This is a genomic window from Myroides sp. C6-3 (genome assembly GCF_050522425.1).
In the GTDB taxonomy this organism is placed as follows: domain Bacteria; phylum Bacteroidota; class Bacteroidia; order Flavobacteriales; family Flavobacteriaceae; genus Flavobacterium.
In genome coordinates this window covers 24,070-38,185 of sequence record NZ_JBMVQP010000011.1, presented here as the reverse complement: position 1 = coordinate 38,185, position 14,116 = coordinate 24,070, and the positions used below count along the sequence as shown (strand labels likewise).

11 protein-coding genes are annotated in these 14,116 nt (G+C 35.1%); 10 read left to right on the top strand and 1 reads right to left on the bottom strand.

Annotated features, from left to right (window positions below):
- Positions 1-92 precede the first annotated feature (92 nt).
- The 4 genes from ACPDG9_RS06490 (at position 93) to ACPDG9_RS06475 (ending at position 7,368) form a co-directional block, all read left to right on the top strand.
- A complete protein-coding gene (locus ACPDG9_RS06490; RefSeq protein ID WP_430526947.1) occupies positions 93-4,511 on the top strand; it encodes a translocation/assembly module TamB domain-containing protein in 4,419 nt (1,472 codons plus the stop codon).
- 462 nt (positions 4,512-4,973) lie between these two features.
- Positions 4,974-5,834: a hypothetical protein gene (locus ACPDG9_RS06485; RefSeq protein WP_430526946.1), complete on the top strand. Its 861-nt coding sequence runs from the start codon at positions 4,974-4,976 to the stop codon at positions 5,832-5,834.
- A gap of 369 nt (positions 5,835-6,203) precedes the next feature.
- Positions 6,204-6,899 (top strand): hypothetical protein, encoded by a 696-nt coding sequence (locus ACPDG9_RS06480; protein WP_430526945.1) that lies wholly within the window; start codon positions 6,204-6,206, stop codon positions 6,897-6,899.
- Positions 6,877-7,368, top strand: a complete 492-nt coding sequence (locus tag ACPDG9_RS06475; RefSeq protein ID WP_430526944.1) for a hypothetical protein — start codon at positions 6,877-6,879, stop codon at positions 7,366-7,368. The genes ACPDG9_RS06480 and ACPDG9_RS06475 overlap by 23 nt, the downstream gene beginning before the upstream one ends.
- 1,187 nt (positions 7,369-8,555) lie before the next feature.
- Here the strand turns inward: ACPDG9_RS06475 and ACPDG9_RS06470 are convergent.
- Positions 8,556-9,806, bottom strand: coding sequence for a tyrosine-type recombinase/integrase (locus tag ACPDG9_RS06470; protein ID WP_430526943.1), 1,251 nt, complete (start codon positions 9,804-9,806; stop codon positions 8,556-8,558).
- 705 nt (positions 9,807-10,511) lie between these two features.
- Here ACPDG9_RS06470 and ACPDG9_RS06465 point away from each other — a divergent pair.
- The 6 genes from ACPDG9_RS06465 to ACPDG9_RS06440 all read left to right on the top strand — a co-directional run bounded on the left by ACPDG9_RS06465 (position 10,512) and on the right by ACPDG9_RS06440 (position 14,114).
- Entirely contained in the window at positions 10,512-11,285 is a 774-nt protein-coding gene (locus ACPDG9_RS06465) for a hypothetical protein (RefSeq protein ID WP_430526942.1), read from the top strand.
- A 10-nt stretch (positions 11,286-11,295) separates the two neighbouring features.
- Entirely contained in the window at positions 11,296-11,703 is a 408-nt protein-coding gene (locus tag ACPDG9_RS06460) for a hypothetical protein (protein WP_430526941.1), read from the top strand.
- A gap of 47 nt (positions 11,704-11,750) precedes the next feature.
- Entirely contained in the window at positions 11,751-11,981 is a 231-nt protein-coding gene (locus ACPDG9_RS06455) for a hypothetical protein (RefSeq protein ID WP_430526940.1), read from the top strand.
- 485 nt (positions 11,982-12,466) lie between these two features.
- Positions 12,467-12,778: a hypothetical protein gene (locus ACPDG9_RS06450; RefSeq protein ID WP_430526939.1), complete on the top strand. Its 312-nt coding sequence runs from the start codon at positions 12,467-12,469 to the stop codon at positions 12,776-12,778.
- Between the two features lie 389 nt (positions 12,779-13,167).
- Positions 13,168-13,467 (top strand): hypothetical protein, encoded by a 300-nt coding sequence (locus ACPDG9_RS06445; protein WP_430526938.1) that lies wholly within the window; start codon positions 13,168-13,170, stop codon positions 13,465-13,467.
- A gap of 11 nt (positions 13,468-13,478) precedes the next feature.
- Positions 13,479-14,114 carry a hypothetical protein gene (locus ACPDG9_RS06440; protein ID WP_430526937.1) on the top strand — a complete coding sequence of 212 codons (636 nt, stop codon included), beginning with the start codon at positions 13,479-13,481 and terminating at the stop codon, positions 14,112-14,114.
- The last annotated feature ends 2 nt before the right edge of the window (positions 14,115-14,116 follow it).

Sequence of the window (14,116 nt, the reverse complement as noted above, 5' to 3'; positions counted from 1 at the left end):
TTAAAACATTAATAGTTATCAAAAAATTTAAAAAAATAGTTTTTCGCCTGTTTTTGGCGGTGTTTTGCTTGTTGATTCTTGCAATAGGATCAATGATGCTACCTGTTGTACAAAGTTTTTTAGCGCAAGTAGCAACAGAAAAAATAAACAAAAAATTGGGTACGGATTTTTATATTGACCGTCTTGCAATTGATATTTTTGGTATTATTCACCTCAAAGGGGTTGAAGCAAGGGACAATCATCACAATATCCTCATTGGCATTGATCACGTTAAGACGCGTTTGGCCGATTTTAATGCACTAAAAGAAGGAAAGGTGTATTTGGGAACAACGCGCATCCATGGACTGTATCTCAATATTCACAAATATGAAAACGAAGAACTAACCAATTTAGATCAATTGATCGAAATTTTTGATGATGGACAACCTGGTGATGGAAAGTTTAGATTAAAGGCTTCCCGCATTTTTATTAAAGATTCTCAATTGATTATCTCAGATGATAATACGAAAGGTAAGGTTGCTGTTGATTTTAGAAAATTAAAAGGACAGGTAGACAACTTCTTGATTAAAGGGCCTGAAATTTACGGGTTGATCAAAGAGGTTAGCTTTATGGATCACTGGGGCATGAATGTTCAAAAGCTGCAGGCCGATTTCTCTCACACCAAGACGACTATTGGGTTAAAGGACTTACTCCTTGTAACGGATCAATCTTCTATTGAAGGGGATCTCGTACTTGCGTTTGAACCTGGTGATATGAAGTATTTTGTCGATAAGGTAAATTGGGATTTTCAAATTAAAAATGCGCGATTAAATTCATCCGATATCAACGTTTTTGCTCATGAATTTGCTTCAAATAAAGAGGTGTACTTCAAAGGGCATATGAAAGGGGTAATGAATGATTTTCAGCTGCAAGGCGCTAATTTAATCGATGAAAACAACTCTCAAATTATTGGAGATTTTGCCTTTCGCAATGTTTTTGACGACCATAAACCCTTTTGGATGCATGCCAATTTAGCGCGTTTGCAAACGACGCGTTTCAACCTAACGGCACTCATGCCTGATTTACTGGGGAAATTTTTGCCAGAACAATTAAATGAATTGGGCTTGGTTAACCTTATCGGAACTATAACGCTGACCAAACGCACCCTAGATACCGATATTGAATTGATCACTTCTATCGGAAAGGGGAATGCTAAAATAGCAATTCAACAGTTAGATAATCCTGATCACGCAACCTATAAGGGGAATATTAAGTTAGATCACTTCGATTTAGGACATTTTATCAATAATAATCAGTTTGGGTTAACGTCTTTTGATTTGTATGTAGATGGACATGGATTCAATCAAAAATCGTTGAATACTTCTGTAAAGGGAGATGTGTTTTCTTTTGTATTTGGCAAGTATAGATACAGGGAAATTGCCGTGGATGGATTGATGAAAATGCCGTACTATCACGGACTTGTTCACAGTGCAGATCCCAATGCTAAACTAGATTTTAATGGAACAATTGACTTGAGTACGCAAGAGAAAAATTACGATTTCGTCGCTCAAGTGGATTATGCTGACTTATATGCACTTGGCTTTGTAAATGATACGTTGTCTAAGTTTTCTGGAGATTTCGAATTTAAAGCAAAAGGGAATAATATCGAAGATTTAGAGGGGATTTTTAAAGTAAATAAAGCTATTTACGACAATAGTAAAGATCATTATGTCTTTGAAGCGTTTTCAATCGAATCTACTTTTACTCCTGATGGAGAGCGCTTTTTAAAGCTAAACTCCAAAGAGGCAATTGAAGGCTATATCAAAGGGAAATTTTTGTTTGGCGAATCAAAGCTGTTGTTTACCAATGCGCTGGGTAGCTTGTATACCAACTATTCCCCTTATAAAACGAAACAAGGTCAATACGTTGATTTTGATATTACGGTGCATAACCGTTTGATCGAGGTATTCTTACCACAATTAACGCTAAATGAAAGAACACATGTCGATGGGGAAATCGACAGTGATGAAAATTTGTTTAAGCTCAATTTTGACTCGCCTAGTATTGCTGTAAGTGGTGTGGAATTTTTCAATATCTTATTGAATGTCAATAATTCTAACCCCATTTATAATACCTATGTTGCCATTGATAGTGTACACACGAATTTTTATGATATTTCCGATTTTAACTTGCTGAACTTAACACATAATGATACCTTATTTGTGCGTTCAGAGTTCAAAGGAGGCAAGCACTTAAAAGATAAGTTCGAGTTGAACTTGTATCACACAATCAATGAAGAAAAACTCTCTGTGGTGGGATTCAAGAAATCAGAGATGTTTTTTAAAGACTTTCAATGGAGTATCAACGAATTTAACGACAAGGCGAATAAGTTGGTGTTCAATAAAAAACTGATGGATTTTACCATCGATTCTCTCGCTATCTCGCACAATAAGCAAATGGTTAATTTAAGCGGGGTTATGCGCGATTCAACCTATAAACAATTGAATCTGTCTTTTGGCAATGTAGATTTGAATAAAATTACACCTGATATTGAAAATCTGTCTTTTGGTGGGAAAATTGATGGTGATGTTAAATTCTACCAACAAAAAGATGTTTATCATCCACAGGCAAATATTGTCATCGATTCTCTGTTGATCAATAAAATGTATTTAGGGGATCTGTTCTTCAAGGTAGATGGTGATAAGAATTTGGAAAAATTCACGGTTCATTCGAGTATGATCGACGATGAAGAGAAAGAGCGCTTCTACCTCAATGGGGATATTGATGTGATCAATAAACAAACGCGCTTTAATTTAGAATCGGGATTAACTGATTTTCCGCTGCAAACCATTGCGCCTTTTTTGAGTAGTGTGGCGAGTGATATGACGGGAACAGCTTTTGGTAAAATCTCTTTTTTAGGAACGCCTAAGGCACCAGATGTCAATGGACGTTTATACTTAAATGATGCCAAATTTAAATCTAAATTCACGGGAGTGAGTTATGCTTTTGACCAAGAAACTCCTTTGGATATTACGACGAAACAATTTATTCTGCGCAAAGCAGGCTTGACTGATACCAAGTATAAAACAAGAGGTCTGGTGGACGGAAATGTCTCCCATAAGATTTTTAAAGATTGGGTCATGAATTTATCGCTTTCTTCTACCAACCTATTGGCACTTGATACGCAATATGAAGAAGGAAGTTTGTACTATGGAACAGCTTATATCAACGGAAAAGCAGATATTGTCGGACCTATCGAGATGCTGGCAATCAATATCAACGCGACTTCGAATAAGGGAACTTCCATAAAAATCCCACTGAAAGAGGCGCAAAGTACGGGTGAAAATAACTTTATTCACTTCTTGTCTCCACAGGAAAAGAAACTGCGCTTGACAGGGGGGGATTACGATCCGTATAAATACCGCAATAGTGGGATTGAATTGGATTTTGAGTTCTATGTAACCCCAGAAGCGGAGATTGAGATTATTCTCGATCGCGAATCGGGTCATGCCATGCGTGGAAAAGGAGCAGGTTTTATTACGATGGAAATTAATACGCTGGGGAAATTTAATATGTGGGGCGATTTCCAAGCCTATGAAGGAGAATACAACTTTAAATACGGTGGGTTAATCGACAAGAAATTCGTCGTTAAAAAGTATGGTACGATTCGATGGGATGGTAACCCGATGAATGCGATTCTCGACTTACAGGCCATCTATCACACAGAAGCAAATCCAAGTGTAATTATAGACAACTCTATTATCAATAGAAAGGTGCCGACAGATGTAGCAATCGTTTTAAATGGAAGTTTGAGTAATCCAGAAGTCGATTTTGACATTAACTTCCCAACGGTAAGTTCGGTGGTTAAATCCGAATTGGACTATAAACTGAGTGATAGAGATACACGTGAACGACAAGCCATGGCATTATTGGCAACTGGTTCTTTCTTCTCTTCTGACAACTCTTCCTCTGCTTTAGCGGGAAGTTTGTTTGAACGTGCGAGTAGTATTTTTGATGATTTGTTTTCTGATGCGGATGATAAATTTAAGGTGGGCCTAAATTACGCTCAAGGAGAGCGAAATCCATACACTCAAACGGAAGGTCGTTTAGGAGTAACGTTTACTACCAAAGTTAATGACCGTATTTCGGTTAATGGAAAACTTGGCGTTCCTGTTGGTGGAGTAGAACAGTCGGTGATTGTTGGTGATGTTGAGGTGTTATTGCGCATTAATGAGGAAGGAACACTTAACGCACGCTTCTTTAATAGAGAGAACGATATTAACTATATTGGGGAAGGTATTGGCTATACCCAAGGGGTGGGCTTGTCGTATGAAGTCGATTTTGATACGTTTAAAGAATTGCTCTCTAAATTCTTGAATCAAGCGGAAAAACGCGCCAAGAAGAAGGAAGAAAAGGAATCCGCTAACAACAGAGCAGAGGATCTCCCAGATTCTGATTATAGCCAAGAGTTCATTCGCTTTTATGAAACAAGACGTAAAACAGGTACCGCTCCTCTTGGACCAGAGCAATAGGTTTGTTCTATGTCGTTTATCGAGGCACAACCTACAACCTATATATTAGAACAGGAACTGACTATAGAGGACCTTTCGTCTATATGAGTTAAATATACCTCCATGGTGAGTCCATAGTGAGTCTATTAAAAACAATCATTTAATGGACTCACTATGGACTCACCATGGACTCACTATGGACTCACCCCAAACAAGCTAGGTCTAATCCAACTATAAGGGTGCACTTATAATTGAGGATTTGGTTCTTTATTGCATTGTTTTAGAAAAATAGAGCAAGTTTTTGCTACAAATCATCCTCATTACGAGGAGGGTGATATTTAGAAAATGACCCGATCGCGCGGATTTGCACCTTAAATCCGCGCTATCGGGTGCTATTGTTTATGGGATAGATAAAGTCACGGATTGCAAATCCGCGCTATCGGGGTATTTGCGTCCTCTAACTATGATGAGCCACAGTTTTTTATGAATGCAACTCAAAACCGATCGATAGAGGATGTATGTGCGGAGTTTCTTTATTCCTTAAGAGATAGATTTGCAAAAGAAAAAAACAGCAATTGTGAGCGAATATTAAACGAGCTGTTGGATAAAAAAATGAGACCTTGTGAAATTGTAAACAAATTAGAGCGAGAACAATGTTTTGAAAAATGGAAATGCGATTCAACCTTAGAAGGGCTAATAGATAGTTTAAAGAAAGAGGGTAAAGAGGAGTGTTTGAAAGAAATTAATATGTTGCAAAGACAGGGACTCAATGATTGTTTGATTTTGTTTGTTTTTGAGCAAATTGAATGTAATAAAGAAAAAGATAGTTGTCAAGATGCCTTTGATGATTGGGTTAAGTTTTTTGAAGAACACCGTCGTTATGACTGTTTACAAAAGCTCCTTGACAATATTGCTAATTCAGGAGAGATGACTATTTGTAAAGCGGTTGCTTACTTAGAAGGGAATAGCGATTGCATGGAGGTGGACGCCTATGAAAAGTGTTATGAAGAATTTGTGACAGCTTATGAAGAATGTATTGAACAATATGGTGTAGTGTGTAGTTCAATTTTTTCAAAATACCCATTAGAAAGAGGAAAGGATTCAGAAACGGGACAAACGATAAACTATTGTGAGTTGATCAGTTTTATTATTCAACTTCCACCTCGCCCAGTACCGCCTGTTGAATTGCCAGAACAACCTAGACCAGGTGAAGGTGGTGGAAGTACAGGAGGTGGTTCAACACCTGAAATTGATCCTGTAGTACCAACTTACCCTACTATTCCTGATCCGCCACTTATTTCAGGAAGAATATGGTGGTACCATAGCGACCATTTATCTCATTAACGATTATATTTGTTTTGGTATTCGATGAACTTTGTTTAGGAAGTTCTTCTTATCTTACAGACATCAATGGAGTGCCTACGCATTACTATGGTTATCTACCATTTACCTCATTAATGATTTTATTTGTTTTGGTATTCGGTGCACTTCGTGAGGAGAGCTGATGGTGGTTTACAACAACAGTAATTATAATAATGTGTATAAGTTTAATGATTTCGGAGACTAAAGCGAGTAGCTTTAGTTGAACGAACCGCACGTAGTGCAGAATTGGATCCACAAATCGACGAAGGAGATTCACCGAGGCCTAAAAAAATATTAAAGAGGAGGTAAACGGGTTACTACTATTACGGTGCGCGTTATTACGATCCGACGATGAGTGTGTTTTTGAGTGTGGATCCACATGCTGAAAAATACCCAAATATTAACCCTTATGTATATGTGGCTAATAATCCGATTAATGCAATAGATCCCGATGGAAGAGATATTGTTGTGTTATCCTATGGAGCTAAAAGGAGAGGACATAAATATGGGCATTTAGCAATGCTTATAGGAGATGACGAAAAAGGTTGGACTTATTTTTCGTTAGACGGAGGACGATATACTTACCAAAATCAAAAAGGAGAAGAATCGGTTAAACATGGCTATTCTATATCAAAAAAAGGAGAATATAAATCAGTCGAAGAATTTGCACAATCACAGCACAATACATTTAAGGATAATTATTATGATGGAAAAGGCTTTGAAAGTTCAGAAAGAGATAGAGATGGTAATCTTCTTCAACGATATGAAAAGGCGTACCAAATTACAACAACAGAAGAACAGAATACAATGATGTATAATACAGCTGATAAAATAACTAAAGATGATTATTCGAATTTTACAAATTGGTGTACAGATAATGTTAATGGAGCAGTTGAAGCAGGTGGATTAGAAGGTGCAGATTCAACTACTTTTTGGCCTAATTCGTATTTTAAGGATATTGAAAGAAAAAATAGTGGTGAGCGTATTGACAATAAATTAAAAATTAATGATGTAAATAAAGGAAATGAAAATAAACAAAAAAATTAAAATTGTTTTATATTGTTTACTAACTGCAGTAATATATTATTGGGGTTCTGTACTTATTGACCCAAATAGTTTTTTTATCCAAAACCATAAGATAAATAGTGTACCAAAGGAAGAAGCAATTGCAAATAAAACTTTTATAGAAATAGTTGAACCAAATATCGTTTACACCAACAAAATGAGCTATAACTTTTATGTTTATAAATATGATTTTAGCTATTTAAAGAGTTATGGATTGTTGCAATTATTTAAACATAGGGTGACAGTAGATAAACAATGTTATTATAAGTTGATTATAACAGATCCTTTAGTAGAGCTTTCAGAAATAGGGATTCAATACAATGATTTAAATACGAATTTATTTAATGATGTTGAAGGGTTTAATACGATGAAAAAGAATGATGTTATGATAACAGTAACGCAAAATGCTGAAATTTTATATATGGCTTTGTATAAAAGTAGTGACAAATAAAACACCACCCCAACCTTCCAAAACGGATCGTTGGGGTTTTGTTATTTAGGGGGGGATTGTTTAGTGGATAAAAGAAACACCCTACCACCGTTACACCATTAAAAAAGGCATCGACTATCCAACGACAATGGTAAAAGTGTTTCAAAACATAAAGTACAGCCATAGTCTACAAAAAAGCAACAGTGAGTTTTAGTTGACAGTTAGCTGTTAACGGTTTACGGAAAATTATTCGATTAAAAGAGAAGTAAAACTGTAAGCTGTAAACCGTCCACCGTAAACTAAAAAGTAGTTGGGTTTTGGACAACTATTTATTATAAAAGAGAATAGAAACTGTTCACTGTAAGCCGTTTACTGTCAACTATATTTATCGTCGGTGGAGTAGTAAAGAGGAACGAAGTGAGTCGAAGGCTACGACAGTGAGGATAAACAATGTAGTTTTACAAAGACTACTTTTTTACATTGAAGACAAAGACTACAATTGCAAAGTACAAAAACAGCCAAATGAAAATCAAAAGATTGTATGCATTTATTTTTACAATAGAACAATTGATTCATTAAAACAAAGTAAATCGATTGTACGAAGGATTTACTGCATTAAAACCAATGATTAAAGCAAAGAATGATATTGCATTTACTTTATTGAAGTACAAAAGAAGAAAGTCGTCGACGTATTAAAATACTACAAAGAAGAAATACCATTGCTTTTTACTTTTAGTACAACAATTAAAAAATACTACAATGCATAAAGTACTGACTTTTAATACAAAGGAAGTAGAATCGCTTTAAAAAAGCATTATACCATAATTTTAAATGATCGCTACTTTATAAAAACAAATCAATTGCTATTTACTACAAAAGAGAAGCTATCTTCTATTGTAACTAACTATTTGCCAAAAAGAAAAAGGGACGCAGTCCCAAAATAGCTTTTTGATTACTTTTTTTAAAAAAGTGATGCCTTATTTGCGATTCTTTTTTATATCTATTGTTTATATAGGGTATTTATATCTTTACTTATATATAAGGCTAAAATCGGTGATAGTAAAAACAAAAATTGGTGAGGTATAGGGCTAAAATTGGTGATAGACTAAAAATAATCGGTGAGAGTAAAGTATAAAATTGATGACTTTTTTTAAAGAAGAGAATAAAGTATTTGATAACAAAAAAGATAAGGGTAGCAGACACTACCCTTATTTTAGATTATTGAGATAGGACAACAGCAGTTGAGCGTTTTCGTTGCCATTAATTTTGATATAACTATTGAATGACTGTTCGGTTTGATGTCCTGTTATTGACATAATAACGCGTGAAGGAACCCCTTTTTTAAATAAATTAGTAGCAAAAGAGCGACGTGCTGTGTGAGTAGAGATCAACTGATATTTAGGCAAACACTGTTCAACCCTTTGTTTACCCTTAGAGCGAATAAGGATAACATTGTCGTTTAAATTAGCCAACTGCCCAATTATTTTAAGGTATTTATTCATCGTTAGACTACAACAAACTGTAGGAAAACCATTAGGCGTAGACTGATAGCGATGGAGGATTTGCACCACAATAGGCAGTAGTGGAATAGTAACCCATTGTAGTGTTTTTTGTGTTTTAATAGTAAGGGTATTATCGCTGATGTTTTCCCTTTTGACTTTGGCAATATCGCTAAAGCGCAAACCTGTATAGCATGCGATAATAAAGCAATCGCGGACTAATTGCATTGTAGTATTATCGGATAAATCCAATTGAATAATTTGCTGTAGTTCGTCTTCACTTAAATAAATGTTGTTGACTTCTTCCTTTAATACCTTAAATTTTTTGCTTTTGTAGGCAGTACAGTTGTGGATATTGTGTTCCAAAGCATTGTTGAGAATGATTTTGATAATTTTAATCGCCCTACCAAAACCATTGGTATGCAGTGATTGAACATTGGTATAAAAGTGAAGGAAATCGTAGTAGAACGCCATATCAAATGAATGCCAACACAAAGACACTTTAGCATAGCTTTGATATTGTAGAAGCTTATTGATAACCGTTACATAGGTTTTAACTGTAGCATTGGATTTATGTAGTTTACTTTGCGCTATAAATTGTTTGGCGTAGTCGAAAAAAGAAAGTGCATTGGATTGACTTCCATTTTGTAGTTTGAGTTGATTGTACTTTTGTTTAACAACCAAAGGCATAGGCGATTGATTATCGCTGAGTAGTTGATTGACGATGTCTTCTACTTTTTGTTTAAAAAGACGCAAATACGAATTAAGGGTAGTTGCAGTATCAAACGATTTTTTAGCGCATTGTTTAGTCGCATCCCAATAATTGGTATCGATATTTTTAAAAGTAGAGAATAAAACGCTTTGTTTGTTGTGGGTATAACGAAGCATAATCATCGATTGATTACTGCCAACTTTGCGCTGTTGTTGTGATTTAGAGAGGATAAGCTTTAGTGTAGCCATAGTTATAAAATTTGATTAGTTAACCTTACGACTAAAAACAGCAAAGAGACAACGCCAATCAGCGCATAAATGGGCGCAGTTAAAAATAGCAGTAAGCAAAGGCTAAAAAGTAGCAGTTAGCAGATGAAAAAACAAAGAGAATTGCGATATTTACTTTGTGATTAACTTAACATAATAAACAAAAAAAGAAGTGAAGGAATCGTTGAATAAACAGCAAAACACCAAAAAGTTAGCGCATATACAGACGCACATTGAAATACAGTGTAGATAAACCCACTGAAATTGCATAGGTAAAACAAAGGGTAAGGGTACCATAGCGACCATTTATCTCATTAACGATTATATTTGTTTTGGTATTCGATGAACTTTGTTTAGGCAGTTCTTCTTACCTTACAGACATCAATGGAATACCAACACATTACTATGGTTATCTACCATTTACCTCATTAATGATTTTATTTGTTTTGGTATTCGGTGCACTTCGTGAGGAGAGCTGATGGTGGAACACAATAATAGTAATTATGATAATGTGTATAAGTTTAATGATTTCGGAAACTAAAGCGAGTAGCTTTAGTAGAACGAACCGCACGTAGTGCAGAATTGGATCCACAAATCGACGAAGGAGATTCACCTAGGCCTAAAAAAATAATAACGAGGAGGTAAACAGGTTACTATTACTACGGTGCGCGTTATTACGATCCGACGATGAGTGTGTTTTTATCGGTTGATCCACATGCTGAAAAATACCCCAACATTAACCCTTATGTATATGTGGCTAATAATCCGATTAATGCAATAGATCCCGATGGAAGAGATATCATTCATTTAAATGGTAAGGGGAGTATTACTAAGGTTGTTAATGATAATAAATCTCATATTACCATTATGGATGGAGGAAAAGTTAGATCATTATCAGATTATTCGATTGGAAAAAGTTGGTTTGGTTTAAATAGTAGGGATAGACAATCTGTAGCTAATATTGTAGGTTATTATGCCAACCAAATTGGAGTTGAAGGGGTTGGCGCAACTAATGAAGTGGGAGGTATAGCGCATTATAATTCAAATAATAATAAAATTTGGATTGCTCCTGTCGGAGATAACGGTACAGTAAGTAGTTTATTGAATGATAAAAATAATTTGATGAATGTATTAGTTCATGAAAGAGAGCATAGGATTGATAATGCTAATGGAGTAATAACTTCATTCGAAAGTCATGTAGATGTTTATGTTAGACAGATGAGTGATGAATCTTTTAGTGGAACTACGGAGGACTTTCAGAAGGGAATGATTAGTGCAATGGCCTCATACTTAGGTGGTATAAGGAGCCGCAGTACACGTAGTGAATTGATTAATAAATTTAATAGTAATAATGTAGGAGGATATAAGCTAGAAGATTTTAAATCAGGGTACGGTTATGGATTAGAGAAAAATGGTGAGAAAAAGTATTTTGATGTTAAGACTAAAAAGGAACCTAATTAATGTTTTTAATATGAAGTATACAATATTGTTTAGTTTGTTGTTGATATTGACTAATTGTAATAATCAAAAAAATCTTTTTTTTGATATATTAGTAAGTGATGCTAATGATACAAAAATTTGGAATTATTATGTGTTAGAGAATAAAAAAGAATTTCATTATTTGGGATATAAGTATAAGTTTGAAAAAGATAAGTATGAAATTTATAGAGGAGACGTTAATGAGGCTGAGAATAATTTTTCTGAAGATTTTGAGATAGGTAATTTAGATAGTAATTGGTATTTTGACTCCAAATCGTTAGTCTTAAATTTTGGACTAAATTCTTTTATAATAGAAAGATATACTACTGATACTATTTTTATGAAAGGCAATGGTTTTGACGGTAAATTCATAATGGTTAAGATGAATGTTTTAAAGTGATTGAAATCTTATAAGAATATGAATTTTAGATAGATAAAGTTGAATTAATGACCCCAACCTTCCAAAACGGATCGTTGGGGTTTTGTTATTTAGGGGATAATTGGTTATGGGTTATGAGAAATGGGTTAAGAATTGTCAAAGTAGTCAATTGTGTACTACAAAAGAAACACCCTACCACCGTTACACCATTAAAAAAGGCTTCGACTTTAATCAACGACAATGGTAGAAGTGTTTCAAAAGGTAAAGTACAGCCGAAGATGACAAAAAAGCAACAGTGAGTTTTAGTTGGCAGTTAGCTGTTAACGGTTAACGGAAGATTTTCAATATAAAGAGAACCCCGATCGCGCGGACTTGCAGTCCGTGCGGCTAAATTATAAAAGAAGAAAATCCGTTAGTCTTTTTGATTAGCAGGTTTTGTTTTATAAAATAGTTTGTAATTTCCCGATCGCGCGGATTTGCACCTTAAATCCGCGCTATCGGGTGCTATTGTTTATGGGATAGATAAAGTCACGGATTGCAAATCCGCGCTATCGGGTGAGGAAGGTTAGATGCCAAACATGCTGAAGCATTAAGAAGTAATTCTTCCGAAGGAGTTTTTGATACCAGTAAAGTAGATAGTGCACCGACATCCACAATAAAACGTACTGGAAATGGAGGATTTGACCCAAGTAGAGTAGATGGAGCTGTAATAAATGCGCTTAAATACGATTTACCACAAGGATTACAAGATACAGGAGATGCTGTTAGTTTAGTGGGATATGGAATGACATTGACAGGTGCTGGTGCTGGTATTGGTGTGCCAGTGGCAGGTATAGGAAATGGTATATCACTAGCGGGAAGTGCTATAGAATTCGGTGTTGATTTATGTGATGGGAATATGAGAGGAGCAGGTATTAATCTAGGTTTTTATATAGGTGGTAAATTAGTTGAGAAAGGATTAAATAAAGTATTACCAGGAGCAGGAAAAAAATTTGGAGAAGAAGGGTTTAATTTAGGAACTGAAATCCTGACTCAAGGAGCATCTTTAAAAGTTAATGGAACTCAAAAAATTGTAAGTGAAAAACTAAAAGAATAATTAAAATGGGAAATGTTTTTTTGTCAATACTTTTCATAATAGGAGGATTGTTATTTTTTATCATGACGCTAAAAGATGAGAAAAATGGAGATAAAGCTTTGACAACAAGTTATGTAATGCACTTAAAGGGATACTTAGGAGGAATTGGTCTTTTTTTGATGGGAATAATAATGTTATATAGATATTTTTTTAATTAAATAGCTATATATCGTTTGAAGGATGTATGTAATACCACCCCAACCTTCCAAAACGGATCGTTGGGGTTTGTTTTTTAGTTAACAGTTTACTGTTAACGGTTGACAGAAAATTATTCAATGTAAAGAGAATTAAAACGGTAAACAGTAAACCGTCCACTGTAAACCAAATAAACACCCCGATGGCGCGGATTTGTGGAGCACTATACATTTTCAAGAGAACAAGAAAAAGAAATGATGCAGCAGGCGATGCAGGATATCGAGAATAGTGTTTTTTTACTCGCTGAAACTACAGACAAAGGCATTGGAATAGGAATAGAAGCGGGATATGCCAAAGCCCTAAAGAAACCCGTTGTATATTTGCGTAAACAAAGTGCAGCGCATTCTACTACTTTAGCGGGATTTAGTGACTATCAACTTGTGTATCAGGATACTGATTATTTAGCGAGGCAATTAAAACAAGTTATTCAAGTGCTAGCTTTAGGGACCAAGTAAATAAATGGAACATGAAAAAAGAAATTCTAGAGCGAATTCATCAATTAGGTGGTGATAGTAGCCAAGTAAAAGGAAATAATATAGTTGAAGACCTGTTAGCTATAACGTTCAATACGGTGTTGTATAAAAGGCCTGTGGATACGCCTTGGGCAACAGCAGAACAAACAGAACCTATTCGTGGATTGGGTGATTTTATTACAGAAAATCAAGAGTTAGTTCATACCAATCGCGAGGTATTGTATCAAAAAATTATTGCGCATTATTATCGCCATACAGAGGAAGGGTACGGACAAACATTTTGGCAGCCTGTTCTTTTTACTCCTTTTACAAAAGGAACTGCTGATTATGAAGAGTGGTATGAAGGCTACTTTGACGATGATACAGTAGTGGATTTTACAGCGGTACGTAGGGTAATCAAAAAAGAACCCGGAGAATTTTTGCAGCTGTTTTATAGCTATGGGTTTCCCGATCAACTGTATATTAGCTTAGATGATCCTCAACCGGATAACCCGACGGTTTTCGGTACTGATCACGAAGTTTTTTTTGGGGAAATTACAAATGAAGGTTCTTTGGAAGTGTATTTTAATCAATTTATGACGCGTAAAGAATTGATTGAAATCGTAGCAAAAGCACTTGATAAACAATAAAA